Here is a 17,586-nt window from a genome sequence, read left to right as displayed (position 1 = left end):
CGGAAAAAGAAGAACGTCATGCGGAGCGCAGCCGAGGCATCTATACCGCGAGAGTAAATAATTACTTGCACGTTAGAGATGCTTTGGCTGCGCTCCGCATGACGTTCCAATCCTTCGCGCTGCAATTATTTCACCTCTTCAAAATCAACGTATTCGCCGCCTTTGAAGCCACTGGCCTTGTCGCGCTCGGGCGGCGTGGGTGGCACGTAGTCCACCCGTACCTCGCCGGGCCGCGTGGCCGGGCCGCTGCCGGCCGCCGGGCCCTGGGGTGGCACCACGAAGCCACTATTGCGCATCTGCTTACGCACGAAGCTGCCCAGCGCCAACCGCAGCACGATGGGCAACAAGTAGCGAACCGCGAAAAAAATCAGAATGAAGATGAGCCAGAATTTCATATACCAAAAACGTAAACCTGGCCGCAAAGTACGGCCAGTGTCGGCTGACGTTGCCAGAAGGCAATTGCTTTATGGCAACGTCGGCCGGCCCAGCGAGCCCAACTGCTTTGGCCCGATTTTCTGCTTAGCTTGGCAGCCGTTTCCTTTCCCCAAACGGTTCGCCTTTCATTTCGTTCCTATGTCGCTCTCCCGCGCTTCGGTAGTACCGGTCCTGCTCCTGGCCGGTCGGGCCGCCTTCGGCCAGAATATTGCCCCCGGTTACATCATCACGGCCGGGCAAGACAGCCTGCGCGGGGCCATTGTGCTGCACGATGCCACGGCGCAGCAGCGGCAGGTCGATTTTATTACGGCCCAGGGCAGCCAGCGCCAACTGCTCGATGCCCGAACGCTCAAGGCCTATGGCTATACTACTGAGCAGGACACGGTGCGATATATAGCGGTTACGATGAACCTGGGGCGCACCGGCAGCACTCCCGAGGCGCTGTTTCTGCGCCAGTTGGTGAGCGGCCCGGCCGAGCTGTACCAATACCGCTACCTGCGCAGCTACAATGAGCGGCAGGGGCGCATGGCCGCCGCGTTTTCCTCCAGCGGTAGCGCCCCGAATGGGACTCATGCATCGCATCCCGCGCTAGCTGCTCCACGCTTCCCATATTCGCTCAACACGCGGGAGTACCCACCGCTGAATGCGGTCGACGCCCGCGGCGGCACCGGCGTGGCGCTGCTGCTGCGACGGCGCGGTCAGTCCAACTTCGTCATCGCCAGCCAATGGGTTTTTCCCAAGGAGGCCACCACTTACTTTGCCGATTGCCCCGCCCTCATGCCCGACCTGCAGGCCAAGCGCTACCAACCGAAGAACCTGCCGCAACTGGTGCGGCGTTACAACAGCTGCACCAGCAGCCAGTAGCAGCTAGCATTCCGGCAGCATATTACCGGCAGGTTCAGCGGTGCTTTCGCAGCGCCTGGGCCACGGCTCCGGCTACCAGCCCGCCCACGGTGTACCACGCCACCGTCATGGCCTGGGTTTGGGGTGTGCGGTTGGTGGGCGCTTCCCCTAAGCCCATTGGGCCGGGCAGCAGCACCCCGCCTACACCTGCCAGCGACCCCAGCGCCAGGCCACGGGCCAAGGCATGCCGGCCGCTACCCACCAGCGTGTAATAGAAGCCATTACTAAGAATGTCGCCGGCCATCGTGAGGTCGAAAAGCGTGTCGTCGTCGGGTTGCGGAGCATCGGCTTTGCCGAGTAGCTTGCGCAGGCCGCGCATGCCCAGCACATCCATGCGGGGTGCGTCGGCGGGGCGCAGGCGGCGGGCCGTTTCGTGGAGGGCCGTGAGGGCAATGGCACCAGCAAAGCCGGCGGCCAGGGAGGGAAGCAGTTTCATAAGCAACAGGGCAGAAATGATGGATTGCGGTTTCAAACGCGACGGCTGAAGCGTGGTTGTCAAATTTTTCTGCAAATGCGGTTGCGTGGCTTCCGGCGCGGTGCTTATCTTTGCAGCCCCTTCCAAAACCGTTGGTCGGGCACAAGCCGATTTAGCTCAGTTGGTAGAGCAGCTCATTCGTAATGAGCAGGTCGTTGGTTCGAGTCCAATAATCGGCTCCAAAACAAAAAGCCCCGAAAGTGCACTCGCACTCTCGGGGCTTTTTGTTTTGGAGCCGCCCCTTTTTATGGACAGCCCTTTTTATCGGCCGGGCCGGCTATCGCTGGGCAAGCATCGAGGGCATCGGGAATACCGTCGCCATCGGCATCCGGCGCGGCCGTATTAGGGGCCGGAACCACCGGCGCGGGACTGAACGGAGCAGCTGGGCGCGGGCTGGCCGGAACCTCAGCAGCTGGCGTAGCCGTCGGTACTGCAGGCTGCGGTTCCGCAGGCTCGGCTGGGGCAACGGGAGACGGGGCAATGGGCCTGGCGGTAGAATCGGCTGGCACCACGGGGCTGGCCGGCGCCGCGCCGGTGGCGGGGCAGCCGTTTTTCTCAACCAGTCCTGCTACCGTGGGGCAGGCGTCGAGCTTGTCGGGAATGCCGTCGCCATCGGTATCGGGGCAGCCTTTGAAGCGGGCCAGGCCGGCCACGCTGGGGCATTCGTCGGCGGCATCGGGCACGAGGTCACCGTCGGTGTCGGGGCAGCCTTTCAGCTCCCAGGGGCCTTTTATTTTGGGGCATTTGTCGAGCTTGTCGCTCACCTGGTCGCCGTCTTTGTCGTGCAGCTTGTGGCGGTGCAGGGCAAAGCCCAGCGACAGGTATAAATCGGCCCCGGTAGTGGTGGTGAGGCCAAACAAGCCACCGATGTTATCGGACCCCAGCACCAGCGGGCCCAGCCGCAGCATGGCCCCCACCTGCACTTTGCGGTAGTTGTTGGCCAGCAGCACCGGGGTGGCCACTTCGAGGTGGCTGAACTCGATGCGGGGCGTGAGGGCCAGACTATTGATGCTACGCTGGCCCACGGTGGTGGCCGGCAGCAGGTTCTGCGTCCAGAGCAGCCCGGCAAACAGGTGCTTCAACAGCCGGTAGTCGGCGCTGAGGCGCACGGTGGTGGGCAGCGCGCTGCCGAAGCGGCGGCTCTGGCTTTCGAGGCCTACCAGGCGCTGCAGTACCGGGGCCAGGTCGTCGGCCTTGTTCACTTTCACCGTATCGAGCTGGCCCAGCTGCACGGTGCGGGTGTTGGCCAGCTTGGCCTGGTGCACGTACTGCTCGTTGTTGTAGGAAATACTGCCCAAGTCGGTGAGGGCCAAGCCCACGCGCAGGCGGTACTTGTTGCGCGAGTTGTCGGTCCAGTCCTTGCCGTCCATGCGGTACTGGTATTGCTCGAAATCCGGCCGCCATTCGTAGGTCACGCCCACGTCGAGGCCAAAGCCCCGGCCCGGCTGTTGCGCCCCGTACAGGCTGCCCGCCGTGAAGCCTTTCTGGTTGTACAGGTCGGGATTGACGAAGCCGTAGCTCAGGTTGCGCGACTGCACCTGGATGCTGTCGCTGTCGTATACCTGGTAGCTGGTGCCGTCGTTCTGCAGGTAGCCGCCGCCCAGGCCCACCAGGTACTTCACGGTAGCCCCGGCTTTCCAGAAATGCGTTTGGTTGGCCGTGAGAGTGCGGGCGTAGCTGAGGGCAAATTCGTGGTAGGCCCCGGCCGTGAGCACAAACCGGTTATCGGTGAGCAGGCGGTCGGCCAGGCCCAGTTCGTCGGCTTGGTCGAAGCCGTAGCGGCCCAGGCGCGCCAGGCTTTCGCTCACGTTGTTGGCCTGCACAAAGGCCCGCACCCGGTTGGTGAAGGCAATGCCCTGCCGGGGCCCCAGCGCCAGCTGCAGCGAGGGCAGCCGCCCTTCGCCCGTGATGCTGGCAAACACCGGCCGGCCGGCCAGCTGCTCGTTCAGGTATTCTTTCCGAAACGGCCGGGTGCCATCAATGAACTCGCGCGCCGGGCCCGGCAGGTCGAGCTGCAGGTAGGAGTTGTAGAAGTTGAAATCCACGCCCACCACGTTCAGGTAGAAGCGGTGGCGCGAGTCGGCCAGGCTGGCCGGGTTCAGGTACAGCGCGTTGGTGCCGCCGTAGTTGCTCTGGGCCAGGCCCGTCCAGCCCTGGGCGGCGGCCGGGCGCAGCCCGCCCAGCAGGCACAGCGCCGCCAGCCCCGGCAGGTGCCGCAGCCAAAAATTCGAGTTATTCATCGCAGAAAAAAGGAGTAGCTGCTCAAAGCCCCCGCCCAACGGCTTGCGCCGCCCGGCGGGGGCCCGGCAGAAATCAGGTGAAATCAGAAACTACAACAGTCGCCCACAACCCTATTCCAGCACCAGGCGCTGGGTGGTGGCGCCCACGCGCACCAGGTACAGGCCCCGGGGCAGGTCCGCCACGGGCAGGCTGGCCCGGGTAGCGCCGGCTGCCAGCGTGAGGGTGCGCACCGCGCGGCCCAGCACGTCGAGGACCTGCACGGCCTGGGCCGTGGGCGCGGCCGTGGCCAGCTGCAGCTGGGCCGCGTCGTGCGCCGGGTTGGGCAGCAGGCCAAATACCACGGCCGGGGCTGCTTCGGTGGCCGCCAGCACCGAGTTGGTGGTGTTGGCCCCAATCAGGAACGGCCCGAAGCCGCGCGTCGACACGTCATTGAAAGCGCCGCTCGTAACCGTGCTACGGTCGTAGAACGAGCCCGGCCGTGGGTTGCTCTCGAAGAGGCGGCCCACCGGATAGTGCGCCACCGGGCTGCCCAGCTGCGCAATGCCCACCATGAAATCGCCAGCCGGCAGGGCCACGGGCGTGGCAAACGTGAAAGTGACCGTGTTGCCCAGGTCGCCGGCGCGCACGTTGTAGTCCACGGTGCGGGCCAGAATGTTGCCGTTCACATCCAGCGCCACGGCGTAAATGGTCTGGCCGGTCGAGTTGCCATCGGCTGGCATAAAGTCCGTCACCGACAGCAGCGTGGTGGCGCGGGGCGCGTTGTACTTCACCGCCGTGATGCCCGGGCGGGTGTCGAAGCCGTAGTAGCCAATGGCCAGGCCCGAAGTGGCCACGGCCGGCGGGCCGTAGTTGTACGAGTTGTTGGTTTGCACCTGAGGCTCGGAGCCAACGTTGCCGTCGGGGTAAGCATCGGTGGGCAGGCTGACCATAATGGTGTTAGTGCCCAGGTGCGTGCCCGCCGTGTAGGCCGCGAAGGTGACCACAGTGGAGGCACCGGGCGCCAGGCTGGCAATGGTTTGGGTGTTGTTGAAGGTGAAAGCCGTGGTGCCGGCGGAGCCCGACGGGCGGCCCGGGCCGTTCACATCGAGGCGGACGGGCAGGTTGAGCAGCGTTTGGGTGCCCACGTTGCGAATGGACGCGCGCACGGCGTGCGGCGTGCCCACCGGCAGTTGGCCCAACGTGAACACGGCGTTCACGGCGGCATCCTGGGTGGCATTGGCACGGAAGCGGAAGGTGCGGCCGGCATCGGGCAGCACGCTGCGGCGCACGTTCAGCCAGGTGCTGGTGCTGTAAAACTTGGCCACCGACCACAATCCGGTCGAGCCTTTGTTGACCGTCAGCAGGTTGCCCGCCTGAGCCGAGCGGCCCTTGATGGCCACCACGGCGGTGCGGAAGTTGTCGGTGCCGCTGCCGGCCGTGGCCGCGCCGTACACGAAGTCAATCTGCCCGCTGGTTTCGTACAGCTTCACCTGAAAGGAAAAGCTTTCGTACTGCGTGCCCACAATGGTCGTGTCGGCGGCCGCAGCCCGGCGCGGCTTGTCGTGCACGTTTTTCCACTGAATGGTGCACATCCGGTTGGGAGCCGTGCCGGTGGTAGCCACGCGAAACTCGGCCCCACCGCTGGCAGCGGCCGCCAGGTCGGTGGCAAAGGGCGCCAGCACGTTCACCATCGTGGTGTCGGAGCCTCCGATGGGGCCACCCGGGAACACCGTCTGGCCGTTCACGGTGGCCGTTTGGGCGTATTGCAGAAAATTGGCCGCCGAAGTCGGAGCCACGCTGCCCAACTTCACAAAGCCGTTGGTATTCAACACAAACTGCGTGAACGTTTGGCCATTAAACCCAAACGAGAAGCCAATGGGCTGCGCGGCCGAGTTGGCATCGTCGGCGTTGGCCACGGCAATGGCCGTGCCCGTGGTGCCGAGGTCCTGGTAGGCGCCGGCCAGGTTCTGGCCGTTCAGGTAGTCGTAGTTGAGCTGCTGCGCCGTGGCGGGGGTGGCGGTCAGCCCGGCCAGGAGCAGCAGCCCGGCGCTGCCCGTAATGATGCGGGCCCAGGTGGCGCGCGCAGTTGTATAAAGTTGTTGCATGGTTGAAACGATAAGGTGATTGAATAGTGGAAACCCGCTGCATAAGGGCCCATTTGCAACCACAAAATTTCGCGCTACCCGACATACCTACAATACCCAGAAGCAGGTATTTTTCTCATAATCAACCCATTACTGCCACAGACTTTCCCCCAGCAATACCCAATTCAGGGTATTTTGCGCCGCCGGCTATTATGACTGCGCTACCCTGACGGCTCGGTGCAGCCCCCAACAAATGACCATACGGCACGCACGCAGCTTCCCAATTGAAATTCGCTAAATGGGATAAAATACCTATTTCCAGGTATTTTATAAAGCTGAATCAGGCATCACCTTGCATCTCTTTTTCACTTGAATTGCATAGTGCCCCCGGCCGCTTAGTTTTATGAAATACCTGGTCAACCCCGCTTGGCTAATTATCCTGCTCGGTTTGGCCCTCACAACCATGGGCTGGGCCCTGAAGCTCGACGGCCACCAGCAGGCCGATGCCTGCGTTTGGGTTGGTACCGGCCTGGTGCTGCTATTTGGCGGCTTCGCGCTGTGGGGCCTGGTGCGCAACCTCGACACGGGTTTGCGCGGCCCGCTCGCGCTTATTGGGGCCAGCCTGTTGATTTCGCTGCTGGCCGCCGCTGGCATGGCTCCAGGCATTGCTTTCGGGCTGGCGCTGGTGGGCGGCCTGCTGGCGGCCGGCGGCACGGCCTGGCTGCTGGTGCGGCTCAATCGCACCCTGGACTGCCGTGCCGCACACAGGCAGCGGAAGTATCCGGCGTAAGTGCCGCCTAATTAGTTGCGAGCCAAGGGCACCGCTGCCCGGTTGAACGAAGCCACCACGCCGGCCACCTCACCCAAAAACTCCGGCTCGGCCTCGATGTGGTTGCCCACGACTACCACATCGGCCCCGGCGGCCAGCGCAGCGTACACTTTCTCGCCCGAGTTCAGCCCACCCCCCACGATAATGGGCGTTTCTACAGCCGCGCGTACGGCAGCAATCATTTCCCTGGAAACCGGGTTTTGGGCCCCGCTGCCACCGTCGAGGTACATCAGCTTCAGGCCCAGCTGCTCGCCGGCCATAGCCGTGCAGGCCGCGATGCCGGGCTTGTTGTGCGGCAGCGGCGTGGTGCCGCTCATATAAGAAGCGGTGGTTTGCCGGCCCGAATCGACGAGCATGTAGCCGGTGGGTAGCAGCTGCAGGCCGCTGGCGCGCAGGCGCGGCGCGGCCACCACGTGCTGGCCAATCAAAAAATCAGGGTTACGGCCCGAGATGAGCGAGAGCAGCAACAGGCCATCGGCGGGCCCGTCGAGGTGCATGCTGTGGCTGGGGAAGAGCAGCACCGGCACGTCGGAGTGCGCTTTTATCAACGTGATGAGGGCAGCCTGGTGCTCGCTTAGCACCAGGCTGCCCCCCACGAAAAAGTAGTCGACCGGGTGCGCCTCGCTCAGGGCGAGCAGGTGCAGCAGGCTGGCTTCATCCAGATTATCAGGGTCGAGCAGGACAGCCAGCGCCTTGCGGCCGTGCGCCCGACGGGTTAGCAGCGCATCATACAGACTGGGGGGATTTGGACGCATCCGGAGAAGCAGAAGGAGCTGGTGAAGCAACCGGCGCGGCATCGGCCGGAGCCTTGGTCACGTCGGTGGAGTCTGCAAGGTCGGCATTTTTGTCGGCCGGGAAAAACTCACCCGCCTTTTTTGTCACGGCAGCCAGCGCCAATGCGCCCGCCTGAGCCACCAGTACCTTGCCGGTATCCGACTGCAGAAACTGCTGCAACACTGAACCTACCACGCGAGCTACCGAATGCTTCGGCGCCTCCGCCATGGCCGGCGTAGGCACGCCTTTGGCATCCTTCGAATCTTTGTCAAACGACTTCGAAGCGGGTAGGCGGCGGCTGTCGTCATAGGGCAAATCCTGGAATGGGTCTTCGTCAGCGCTAGCCGATTTGGCCGGTGCGGGGGCCGGCTTGGGCGGCGCGGGCTTTTCGGCCGCCTTGGGCGCGGGAGCCGGAGCGGCCGGTTTGGGAGCCGACGTTTGCTCGGCCGGACGCGAAAAGGAATTCGACAGCGCGCCAACCGGCTGGGCCGTGATGGGAGCCGACTGCGGCGTGGAGCTCGGCCGGGCTACGCCGCCGCCAAACTCGTGGTCGCCGTCCTCGAAATGGTCGATGAAAACCATGGCCGAAGCGGCGGCTGACTTGCGCTTGTCTTTGGGCTGCGGTTTTTCCTTGCCTTTCGGCTCGGGCCGGCCGTCGGGCCGGTGCTTGCCTTCAGGGCGGCGCTTTTTGCCACCGAAAGCTTTGCTGATAAGCCAGATGGTGCCGGCCAGGCCCGCACCCACCGCGGCCACCTTGCCGATTGTGGCCGACTGCTCCTTGATGTGCTCAACATCGCCGCGCAGGGCACGCTCGTACTCGAGCTTTTTGCGCTCCAGAAATTCTTTTTCTTCGTCGAAGAGGGGATTTTGCAACTCACTCATGGCAGGTGGGCTTAAGCTTGACGTTTGTCGGATTTATAGATGGTGTCCTTGAGCGCCTTGTTGGCGATGCCCTGGAATGCGGCTTTGTCTACGCCCACCAGCACGAGCACCAGCAGCACGAGGTAGAACCCGGCCACTACGCCGAAACCCCAATACGGGCTGTCGAGGGCCGAATTGAGGGCCAGGCCGGCGAAGATGCTCACGAAAATGACGAACAGCAGGCCCAGCATGGCCAGGGCCGCGCCGTGAATGGTGCTGACGAGGACGGAAGAGGCTTTCTGCTGCAGCTCGAGGCGCACGATGTCGATGCGGGTGTCGAGGTAGCCGGTCAGGTTGCCAATCAGGCTGTCGTTGCGGGGTGTTTTGGAGGGGTCGTCGTCGGAAAACATACGGCGCGAAATAGAAGTGGCGGGAAGAAGAGGTTGGCGCGGCTGCTTTGGGCGGGAAGCCTAAAAATGCGGCGGCCAGTGCCGGGTCTACGGAAAATTGCGCGGCGCGGCTGACTTTTGCGGCGTGCTTTGTGTTTGCAGCCCAGCGTGAGTCAGAATCATTACCAAATCCTGGGCGTGGCCTCCACCGCTTCGGCGGCCGACATCAAGCGGGCCTACCGCCGCCTGGTGGTGCAGTACCACCCCGATAAGCACGGCGGCGACGTGCGCTACGAAGAGCAGTTCAAAGCCGTAGCCGTGGCGTATGGCGTTTTGGGCGACCCCGGCAAGCGCGCCACCTACGACTTCCAGCTCACCCAGGCCGCCCGTCGGCTGGAGGAAGAGCGCCGCCGCCAGCAGCAGCGCCCCGCCACGCAGCACGTGTACGGCGTGCCCATGCCGCCGCCCGCGCCCCTGCGCACCCGCCCGCCGGCCGGCAGCCGCGAGCGCCACTACCAGCGCATCCCCAAGCAACAGCCCCGCTTCAACGGCCGCGACTGGCTGCTGACGCTGCTGTTCATCGGCGGCATCGTGCTCGTTGCCCTGACGGTGAAGGTGACCATGGACCGGGTTTCGGCCCGCAGCAACTACGAAAACGGACTGCGCGCCTACGCTGGCGGCAACCTCGGCGCGGCCTATAGCTTTCTGGAAGAAACCCTGCACTTCCGGCCCGACTACGCGCCCGCCCTGCGCCACCACGGCGAGCTGGAGCTGCTGCTCCAACGCGACCCGCGCGCCGCCCGGGCCGATTTCCTGACCGCCCTGCAAACCGCCGATTTATCCCCTCAAGATAAATCCGCTACCTATTATTACCTGGGCCGCAGCGAGGCCCGGCTGGCCCAGCCCGAAGCCGCCGAGCAAAGCTTCACGAAGGCGCTGGAATTTGACAGCACCCGCAGCGCCGCCCGGCTGGCCCGCGGCGAGGTCCGGTTGCTCGATTTGCAACAAGCGGAGAAAGCCGAAGCCGATTTCACAGCTGGCCTGGCCCAGCGCCAGCGCGCCGGCCGGGGCCAGCTCTGGCACTATGTGCAGCTGCGGGGCGTGGCCCGCACGGCTTTGCAGCGCTACGATGCGGCCCGCAACGACTATTTCGAGGTGATTCGGGCCAATCCGAAGGATGGCCGCACGCACTTCCTGCTCGGCAAGCTGGCCGCCCACACCGGCGACTCGACGGCCGCCTGCGAGTTTTACCGCCGGGCGGTGGCGTTGGGGTATGCGTATGCGCGGGAAGCGCAAAGCAGGTGCAAATAGGCGGGGCATCTGTCATTGCGAGCGCAGCGCGGCAATCCTTCCGCTCGATGCAGAAAGCCTGGAGATGTGAAAAGCCTCGGCATTGAAATAGAGCCCGGGCTTTTGCTTTCAGTGAAACGTGCGTCACATTATCAAGCTGGTCGCTTAGTGAAGAAGGATTGCCGCGTTGCGCTACGCTCCACTCGCAATGACAGACGCCCCGGTCCTGTCCCATCAAAACGCAAACAACCGCCGTCGGCCCGGGGCCGACGGCGGTTGCCGTAGTTGCATTCAGAAGCTCAGAAAGCCTTAGTTAGGCATCAGCACGGTGTTCACTACGTGAATCACGCCGTTGCTCTGCATTACGTCGGCGATGGTTACCATCGACATGCCGCCTTTTTCGTCTTTCAGCTCGATGTTTTTGCCTTTCATCATGGCCGTGAGGGTGCCGCCCTGCACGGTTTTGAGGGTTGCTTTGCCGCCGCCGGCTTTGATGGCTTTGGCCAAGTCAGCAGCCGTCATGCGGCCGGCTACTACGTGGTAGGTCAGGATTTTGGTGAGGGTGGCTTTGTTCTCGGGCTTCACCAGGGTTTCGACGGTGCCGGCGGGCAGCTTGTTGAAGGCTTCGTTGGTGGGAGCGAATACGGTGAAGGGACCGGCGCTGCTCAGGGTTTCCACCAGGCCAGCGGCTTTCACGGCGGCTACCAGGGTGGTGTGGTCTTTCGAGTTAACAGCATTTTCCACGATGTTTTTCGTGGGGTACATGGGCGCGCCGCCAACCATTACGGTCTTAGCTTTCTGGGCCGAAACGGTGGTGGTAGCACCAAAGCTGAACAGGGCAACGAGGGCGAGGGAAAACAGGGGCTTCTTCATCTTTATAGATAAATGTTGGAATGTTGTGAAAGATGCCTCACCTACGCCCCGACCCGCGCGAGCGGATTGCCTCAGCCGTAATATTTTCTGCAAGCGGTTGTAATTCTGAGCGGAATTCAGGCTTTTTGTCTGTCATCCTGAGCGCAGCGAAGGACCTTATCAAGGCACAATGATTCACACCAACTCAATCGGCGCAAACGAGATAAAGTCCTTCAAGCTCAGAATGACAGAAGACCACAACACATCAGCCGACACCAAACATTTTCCTTTTCCGATTCTTGCTGTTGCATGCGAATAACTACCCTGCTGCTCCTGCTCCTTTCCCTCGTTGGTCGCGCCCAAAACTCCGGCACCCTGGCCGGTACCGTGCGCGACCGCGCCACCCAGGAAGCCCTGCCCGGCGTGAGCGTCGTGCTGGATGGCACCACCTTCGGCACGGCCACCGATGCCGAGGGCCGCTACCGCCTCACCGGCGTGCCGGCCGGGGCCTACAACCTGCGCGCCAGCTTCGTGGGCTACGATGCCTTGCTGCGCGCCGACGTGGCCATCAGCAGCGGCAACGTGAACACGCTCAACCTTGAAATCAATAAAAGCCCGCAGGCACTGGGCGAGGTGACGGTGACGGCCAACCGCGCCATTCGGGTGGCCACGGCCGAAACGCCCCTGAGCGTGCAGCGTCTCACTACCGAGGAAATCAAGAGTAACCCGGGCGGCAACTTCGACATTTCGCGGGTGGTGCAGAGCCTGCCCGGCGTGGGCGGCGGCGGCTCGGGCGGCACGGCTGGGTTTCGCAACGACATCATCATCCGGGGCGGCGCGCCGAACGAAAACGTGTACTACCTCGATGGAATTGAGGTGCCGGTTATCAACCACTTTCCCACGCAGGGCAGCGCGGGCGGACCAGCGGGCATTCTGAATGTGAGCTTTATCGAGGACGTTACGCTGAGCTCGTCGGCCTTTCAGGCGCGGTATGATAATGCGCTGAGCTCGGTGCTGCAGTTCCGGCAGCGCGACGGCAACTCGGAGCGGCTACAAGGCAACCTGCGCACCTCGGGCACGGAGGTAGCGGCCACCTTGGAAGGGCCGCTGACCAAGAACACGACCTTTTTGGCCTCGGCCCGGCGCAGCTACTTGCAGCTGCTTTTCAAGCTGATTGACCTGCCCATCCGGCCCGATTTCTACGACTTTCAGTTCAAGACGACCACGAAGATTTCGCCCAAAACCACGCTTACCACGCTGGGGCTGGGGGCTATTGACCACTTCGAGATTGTGCCGCCCAAGAACAGCTCGCCGAGCAAGGAATTCATTCTGCGCAATAACCCCACCATCAACCAGTGGAACTACACCGTGGGCCTGAACCTGCGCCATTTAGTCGAAAATGGTTACCTGAACCTGGCCCTGAGCCGCACCCAGCAATACAGCGCCGCCGACCAGTTCCAATACGGCTACACCGGGCAGGAGACCTACCGCAAGCTCTTCGCCCGCAGCCACGAAACCGAAAACAAGCTGCGCGCCGACGTGAACAAGCGCGTGGGCCGCTGGCAATACAGCTACGGCGTGGTGGGCCAACTGGTGCACTACGACAACAACCTGCGCAACCGCATCAGGGCCGAAGTGCGCGACGGCAGCGGCGCGCTCGTAAGCCCGGCCGTGACGGTGAATTTCGTCACCGACCTCGACTTCGTGCGCTACGGCCTCTTTGCGCAGGCTACCCGTACCTACGGCGCCGACAGCCGCCTGACGGTATCGGCCGGCGTGCGGGCCGATGGCACCAGCGCCCTGCTGCAAGGCTACCGGCTCGACCGCACTTTGTCGCCGCGCGCCTCCATCAGCTACGCGCTGCTGCCCACGCTGAACCTGAACGCCAGCCTTGGCCGCTACTACAAGATTCCGCCGAGTACGATTCTGGGCTACCGCGACGCCGGTGGCCGGCTCGTGAACGAGGGCAGCCGCTACATCCGGTCTGACCACGCGGTGGCGGGGCTGGAGTGGCTGCCCGGCGCGGCCACCCGCCTCACGCTGGAGGGCTTCTATAAAAAGTACGCCTACTACCCGGTGAGCGTGCGCGACGGCATCAGCCTGGCCAACCTGGGCGGCGACTTCAACGCCATCGGCAACGAAGCCATCACGAGTACCGGCCAGGGCCGCGCCTACGGGGCCGAGGCGTTTTTCCAGCAGAAGCTCAGCGGCAAGCTCTTCGCCATTGTGTCGCTTACGGCCTTCCGCTCCGAGTTCAGCGGGGCCGATGGCGTGTATAAGCCTACGGCCTGGGACACGCGCTTTCTGGGCTCGGCACTGCTGGGCTACAAGCTGGGCCGCGGCTGGGAGCTGGGTGCCAAGTACCGCGTGGGCGGCGGCGCGCCCTACACACCCTACGATGCGGCCGCCAGCCGCGCCAGCTACCAGGCCGTGGGCCAGGGCATCCTCGACTACAGCCAGCTGAATACCCAGCGCCTGAGTTCTTTTCAGCAGCTCGACCTACGGCTCGACAAGAAGGTAAGCCTGCGCCGCCTGAGCTTTGATTTCTACATCGACGTGCAGAATGCGCTGCTGGCCAAGCCCGTGTCGGTGCCCACGTATACCTTCGAACGGTTGGCCGACAACTCGGCCTACACCACCACCGACGGCCAGCCCCTGCGCCCCGATGGCAGCAACGCCGTGCCCATTCTGCTGCCCGACAGCGACGCGCTGGTGGTGCCCACGGTGGGCTTCATTGTGGAGTTTTAGGGGGCGGAGGGCCGTGCACTTGCTGGTGCTGTCGGCCGTGGTAGGCGTTGTCTGGCAGGTTGCGGGCGGCTATCTACCAAATGGAACGGCAGGCGCATTATCTTTCGTTTTCGGCTCCTCACCGCTGAGCCGGCTGTAGCTTTTTTCGTCCCGCCTTTTTTCATGTCCGCCGAGCACATCATCCGCCACCTGCAACTGCTGCCCCATCCCGAAGGCGGTTACTACCGGGAAACCTACCGGGCGGTGCCCACCGTGGCCACGCCGGAGGGTCATACCCGCAACGTCAGCACCGCCATTTACTACCTGCTCGAAAACGAGGACAAATCCCATTTCCACCGCATTAAGTCGGATGAGTTGTGGTTTTTTCATCAGGGCCAGGCGCTGGAAATTGTGCTACTGACGGACGGGCAGATGTACCGCATTGTGCTCGGCAACGACCTAGCCGCCGGTGCGGTGCCCCAGGCCGTCATTCCCGCCAATACCTGGTTTGCGGCCCACCTGCCGACGGGCGTGGGCCATGCCCTGGTGAGCTGCACCGTGGCGCCGGGCTTCGATTTCCTCGATTTCGAGCTGGCCGAACGGGCGGCGCTCATCCACGAGTTCCCGCACCTGACGGAGTTGGTGATGCAGTTTACCTAGGCCCGCGCCACGTTTTGGCCGGCGCACCACCGCAAGCCACTTATCTTCTATGAAAAACCGCAACGTATTCTTCCGGCCGATAGTGGTGGCGCTGAGCGGCCTGCTGTTTGGCTGGCTGCTTTTGCGAGCGACGGCGGGCCACGCCCAGACCAACCCGGCGCCGCACTACGTCATCGGCTTTTCGCAGTGTACCACGGCCGACGCTTGGCGGCAGGCCATGCTGGCCGGTATGCGCAAGGAGCTGAGCTTCTACCCCAACGTGACTTTCCGGCTGAAGGACGCGCGCGACGACAGCCGCCGTCAGCAGCAGCAGATTCAGGAGTTTCTGCGCGAGAAAGTGGATTTGCTGATTGTGTCGGCCAACGAGGCCGAGCCCGTGACACCCGTGGTGGAGGAAGCCTTCAACCGCGGCATTCCGGTGGTGATACTGGACCGGCGCACGACTTCAAAACTCTATACTGCCTATGTGGGCGGCAACAACGTGGAAGTGGGCCGCGCCGCCGGCCGCTACGTGGGCAGCCTGCTGGGCGGACGCGGCAATGTGCTGGAAATTGAAGGATTAGCCGGCGCTTCGCCGGCCGTGGACCGCCACAGGGGCTTTGCTGCCGCGCTGGCCGCCTACCCCGGCGTGCGGCTGGCGGCCCGGGTGCAGGGCGACTGGAAGCGGCCGAGCGTGATTCGCAACCTGCCGGCCGTGCTGCGCGCCCACCCCGAGGTGAACCTGATTTTCGCCCACAACGACCGCATGGCGCTAGGGGCCTACCAGGTGTGCAAGCAGCTGGGGCTGAGCCACCGCGTGCGGGTGGTGGGCGTGGATGGACTGGCGGGGCCGCAGGGCGGCATCCAGCTGGTGCAGGACGGCGTGCTGACGGCCACGCTGCTCTACCCGCCGGGCGGCGAGGAAGCCATTCGCACGGCCATGCGGATTCTGCAGCACCAGCCTTATGACAAGGAAAACGTGCTGGGCACGATGGTCATCGATTCGACCAACGTGCTGACGATGAAGATGCAAACCGAGCAGCTCGCGGCCCAGCAGCAGGACATTGAGCGGCAGCAGCGGCTGTTGCAGCAGCAGCGCGACACCTACGCCAGCCAGCAAACGGTGCTGTACGGGCTGGCCGGGGCGCTGCTGCTGGTGGCCGCGCTGGGCCTGCTGGCCTGGCGAGCCTTGCGCGCCAACCGCCGCATTGCCCGCGTACTGGCCGGCCAGAACGAGGAAATCCGCTCGCAGCGCAACCAGATTCAGGAGCTGGCCGAGCGGGCGCAGGTCGAAACCGAGGCCAAGCTGCGCTTCTTCACCAATTTCTCGCACGAGCTGCGCACGCCGCTCACCCTTATTCTGGGGCCGGTGGAGGAGATGCTGACCACCGGGGCCGACTTCACGGCCGCCCAGCGGCACGACCTGGGCCTGGTGCGCCGAAACGCCCAGCGCCTGCTGCGCCTGGTGAACCAGCTCATGGATTTCCGCAAGATTGACGTGGGCAAGATGCCGGTGCGGGCCACCGAGGGCAACCTCGTGGCCTTCGTGCGCGACATCCTTGACGCCTTCGAGAAGCCGGCGCGACAGAAGGGCGTGGCCCTGCGCTTCCTGCCCGCCGAGCCCACGGTGCTGCTGCCCTTCGACGTGAACATTCTCGACAAGGTGTTCTTCAACCTGCTGGCCAACGCCTTGAAATTCACCCCCGAGCGCGGGCAGATTACCGTCAGCATTCAGCCCGTGCCCAGCGAAAACAGCGTGCGGGTGAGCGTGGAGGATACCGGCCGCGGCATCAGCGAGCAGGACCGGGCGCACATTTTCGAGTGGTTTTATCAGGGGCAGCAGCCGGGGGCGCAGGGCTCGGGCATGGGCTTGGCGCTGGCGCTGGGCCTCACGCGCCTGCACCAGGGCCAGCTCACTTTCACCAGCCTGAGCGGGCAGGGCAGCACGTTTGTGGTGACCTTGCCGCTGGCGCTGCCGGCCGCCATGCTGGCCCCGGCCGGCAGCGTGCCCGCCGCGCCGGGCCTGGCCCAGGAAGAGTTGATGGCGGCCCCGGCTGCCGGAGCCGCGCTGGCCGCGCCCGAAGCGGCCGAGGCCGGCTTTGCCACCGGCGAGGGGCGCGACGCGCTGGTGCTCATCATCGAAGACAACGAGGAAGTGAATGCCTTTCTGGCCCAGAAGCTGCGGCCGCACTTCCAGGTGCGCACGGCGTTGGACGGCAGCAGCGGCCTGCGCCTGGCCGCCGAGCTGATTCCCGACCTGGTGGTGTGCGACGTGATGCTGCCCGAAATCAGCGGACTGGAGGTGGTGGCCCAGCTGAAGGGCGACTGGCGCACTTCGCATGTGCCGGTGGTACTGCTCACGGCGCGGGGCGCGCCCGAGCAGCAGGTGGAAGGCGTGCAGGCCGGGGCCGACCTCTACCTGACCAAGCCGTTCAACCCGACCTTTCTACTCGAAAGCCTGCGCACGCTGCTCAGCAACCGCGAGCGGCAGCGCGAGCATTTCCGCCGCGAGCTGAGCGTGGACACCGCCACCGTGGCCCCGGCCCAGCGCGTCGACCAGAAATTCCTGGCCGACCTCACGGCCATTATCGAGGCCAACCTGGAGCGGGCCGAGCTGAGCGTGGAGGACGTGGCCCGCAGCCTGGGCATCTCGCGGGTGCAGCTCTACCGCAAGGTGAAAGCCGTGCTCGGCACCAGCCCGACGGACTTCGTGCAGAGCATCCGCCTCACCAAAGCGCGGCAGCTGTTGCTCGATGATGCCCTCACGATTGCGGAGGTGGCCTACCGGCTGGGCTTCAATTCGCCCTCCTATTTCTCCACCAGCTTCAAGGCGCGTTACCAGATTTCGCCCTCGGAGTATCGCGCCCTGCACACCACGCCCGTAGAATGAACGGATAATGAAAGTGAGGTAACGTGAGTGCAAGCCCGCAACCTCCCCCAAACGTTTGCGGCAAATCATTACGTTAAAAAACAAGCAGTTAAATCGATTTCGCAGCCATGAACGGATAGTAGAAGCTTTTGAGAGGATAGAGCAAGGCTTCCGTCGGGAGCCAGCGGAAATTTGGACCATCAATCAGCCCCCGGCCTGTTGCCGAACCTGGCGGATGA

At 64.0% G+C, this 17,586-nt stretch carries 14 protein-coding genes and 1 tRNA gene; 7 read left to right on the top strand and 8 right to left on the bottom strand.

Annotated features, from left to right (window positions below):
* Window positions 1-125: 125 nt before the first annotated feature.
* Complete coding sequence (locus tag MON38_RS13580; RefSeq protein ID WP_241936712.1) at window positions 126-395, bottom strand: DUF4834 family protein; 270 nt, start codon at window positions 393-395, stop codon at window positions 126-128.
* Window positions 396-573: 178 nt separating this feature from the next.
* Here MON38_RS13580 and MON38_RS13575 point away from each other — a divergent pair, with 178 nt between their 5' ends.
* Complete coding sequence (locus MON38_RS13575; protein WP_241936711.1) at window positions 574-1,299, top strand: hypothetical protein; 726 nt, start codon at window positions 574-576, stop codon at window positions 1,297-1,299.
* A gap of 34 nt (window positions 1,300-1,333) precedes the next feature.
* Here MON38_RS13575 and MON38_RS13570 read toward each other — a convergent pair whose 3' ends face one another.
* Window positions 1,334-1,774, bottom strand: a complete 441-nt coding sequence (locus MON38_RS13570) for a hypothetical protein (protein WP_241936710.1) — start codon at window positions 1,772-1,774, stop codon at window positions 1,334-1,336.
* 145 nt (window positions 1,775-1,919) lie between these two features.
* Here MON38_RS13570 and MON38_RS13565 point away from each other — a divergent pair.
* Window positions 1,920-1,995: transfer RNA gene (locus MON38_RS13565), tRNA-Thr, on the top strand.
* Between the two features lie 63 nt (window positions 1,996-2,058).
* Here the strand turns inward: MON38_RS13565 and MON38_RS13560 are convergent.
* Entirely contained in the window at window positions 2,059-4,053 is a 1,995-nt protein-coding gene (locus tag MON38_RS13560) for a DUF5723 family protein (protein ID WP_241936709.1), read from the bottom strand.
* A gap of 111 nt (window positions 4,054-4,164) precedes the next feature.
* Window positions 4,165-6,138, bottom strand: coding sequence for a T9SS type A sorting domain-containing protein (locus MON38_RS13555; RefSeq protein ID WP_241936708.1), 1,974 nt, complete (start codon window positions 6,136-6,138; stop codon window positions 4,165-4,167).
* Between the two features lie 382 nt (window positions 6,139-6,520).
* Between MON38_RS13555 and MON38_RS13550 the strand changes: the two genes are divergently transcribed.
* Entirely contained in the window at window positions 6,521-6,907 is a 387-nt protein-coding gene (locus MON38_RS13550) for a hypothetical protein (RefSeq protein WP_241936707.1), read from the top strand.
* 11 nt (window positions 6,908-6,918) lie between these two features.
* Here the strand turns inward: MON38_RS13550 and MON38_RS13545 are convergent, their stop codons facing one another.
* The 3 genes from MON38_RS13545 to MON38_RS13535 are packed head-to-tail and all read right to left on the bottom strand — an operon-like array spanning window position 6,919 to window position 8,991.
* Entirely contained in the window at window positions 6,919-7,701 is a 783-nt protein-coding gene (locus MON38_RS13545) for a geranylgeranylglyceryl/heptaprenylglyceryl phosphate synthase (RefSeq protein WP_241936706.1), read from the bottom strand.
* Window positions 7,673-8,602 carry a hypothetical protein gene (locus MON38_RS13540; protein ID WP_241936705.1) on the bottom strand — a complete coding sequence of 310 codons (930 nt, stop codon included), beginning with the start codon at window positions 8,600-8,602 and terminating at the stop codon, window positions 7,673-7,675. Before MON38_RS13540 ends, MON38_RS13545 begins: the two co-directional genes overlap by 29 nt.
* A gap of 11 nt (window positions 8,603-8,613) precedes the next feature.
* Window positions 8,614-8,991 (bottom strand): phage holin family protein, encoded by a 378-nt coding sequence (locus tag MON38_RS13535; RefSeq protein ID WP_241936704.1) that lies wholly within the window; start codon window positions 8,989-8,991, stop codon window positions 8,614-8,616.
* Window positions 8,992-9,138: 147 nt separating this feature from the next.
* Here MON38_RS13535 and MON38_RS13530 point away from each other — a divergent pair, with 147 nt between their 5' ends.
* The gene (locus MON38_RS13530; RefSeq protein WP_241936703.1) at window positions 9,139-10,281 is read left to right on the top strand and encodes a J domain-containing protein; all 1,143 of its coding nucleotides are present in this window, start codon (window positions 9,139-9,141) and stop codon (window positions 10,279-10,281) included.
* Between the two features lie 288 nt (window positions 10,282-10,569).
* Here MON38_RS13530 and MON38_RS13525 read toward each other — a convergent pair whose 3' ends face one another.
* Entirely contained in the window at window positions 10,570-11,133 is a 564-nt protein-coding gene (locus MON38_RS13525; RefSeq protein ID WP_241936702.1) for a fasciclin domain-containing protein, read from the bottom strand.
* 288 nt (window positions 11,134-11,421) lie between these two features.
* Between MON38_RS13525 and MON38_RS13520 the strand changes: the two genes are divergently transcribed.
* The 3 genes from MON38_RS13520 to MON38_RS13510 all read left to right on the top strand — a co-directional run bounded on the left by MON38_RS13520 (window position 11,422) and on the right by MON38_RS13510 (window position 17,368).
* Window positions 11,422-13,860, top strand: a complete 2,439-nt coding sequence (locus MON38_RS13520) for a TonB-dependent receptor (protein ID WP_241936701.1) — start codon at window positions 11,422-11,424, stop codon at window positions 13,858-13,860.
* A gap of 162 nt (window positions 13,861-14,022) precedes the next feature.
* A complete protein-coding gene (locus MON38_RS13515; RefSeq protein WP_241936700.1) occupies window positions 14,023-14,499 on the top strand; it encodes a cupin domain-containing protein in 477 nt (158 codons plus the stop codon).
* Between the two features lie 49 nt (window positions 14,500-14,548).
* Window positions 14,549-17,368: a substrate-binding domain-containing protein gene (locus MON38_RS13510; RefSeq protein ID WP_241936699.1), complete on the top strand. Its 2,820-nt coding sequence runs from the start codon at window positions 14,549-14,551 to the stop codon at window positions 17,366-17,368.
* The last annotated feature ends 218 nt before the right edge of the window (window positions 17,369-17,586 follow it).

This window comes from Hymenobacter cyanobacteriorum (genome assembly GCF_022631375.1).
In the GTDB taxonomy this organism is placed as follows: domain Bacteria; phylum Bacteroidota; class Bacteroidia; order Cytophagales; family Hymenobacteraceae; genus Hymenobacter; species Hymenobacter cyanobacteriorum.
This window is presented reverse-complemented; position numbering and strand designations above follow the sequence as displayed.

Excerpts from the sequence above, each read along its gene's own strand:
- MON38_RS13515 (WP_241936700.1), top strand. The coding sequence starts at position 14,023 with ATGTCCGCCGAGCACATCATCCGCCACCTGCAACTGCTGCCCCATCCC.
- MON38_RS13555 (WP_241936708.1), bottom strand. The coding sequence starts at position 6,138 with ATGCAACAACTTTATACAACTGCGCGCGCCACCTGGGCCCGCATCATT.
- MON38_RS13580 (WP_241936712.1), bottom strand. The coding sequence starts at position 395 with ATGAAATTCTGGCTCATCTTCATTCTGATTTTTTTCGCGGTTCGCTAC.
- MON38_RS13540 (WP_241936705.1), bottom strand. The coding sequence starts at position 8,602 with ATGAGTGAGTTGCAAAATCCCCTCTTCGACGAAGAAAAAGAATTTCTG.
- MON38_RS13510 (WP_241936699.1), top strand. The coding sequence starts at position 14,549 with ATGAAAAACCGCAACGTATTCTTCCGGCCGATAGTGGTGGCGCTGAGC.
- MON38_RS13560 (WP_241936709.1), bottom strand. The coding sequence starts at position 4,053 with ATGAATAACTCGAATTTTTGGCTGCGGCACCTGCCGGGGCTGGCGGCG.
- MON38_RS13545 (WP_241936706.1), bottom strand. The coding sequence starts at position 7,701 with ATGCGTCCAAATCCCCCCAGTCTGTATGATGCGCTGCTAACCCGTCGG.
- MON38_RS13525 (WP_241936702.1), bottom strand. The coding sequence starts at position 11,133 with ATGAAGAAGCCCCTGTTTTCCCTCGCCCTCGTTGCCCTGTTCAGCTTT.
- MON38_RS13570 (WP_241936710.1), bottom strand. The coding sequence starts at position 1,774 with ATGAAACTGCTTCCCTCCCTGGCCGCCGGCTTTGCTGGTGCCATTGCC.
- MON38_RS13520 (WP_241936701.1), top strand. The coding sequence starts at position 11,422 with ATGCGAATAACTACCCTGCTGCTCCTGCTCCTTTCCCTCGTTGGTCGC.
- MON38_RS13535 (WP_241936704.1), bottom strand. The coding sequence starts at position 8,991 with ATGTTTTCCGACGACGACCCCTCCAAAACACCCCGCAACGACAGCCTG.
- MON38_RS13550 (WP_241936707.1), top strand. The coding sequence starts at position 6,521 with ATGAAATACCTGGTCAACCCCGCTTGGCTAATTATCCTGCTCGGTTTG.
- MON38_RS13575 (WP_241936711.1), top strand. The coding sequence starts at position 574 with ATGTCGCTCTCCCGCGCTTCGGTAGTACCGGTCCTGCTCCTGGCCGGT.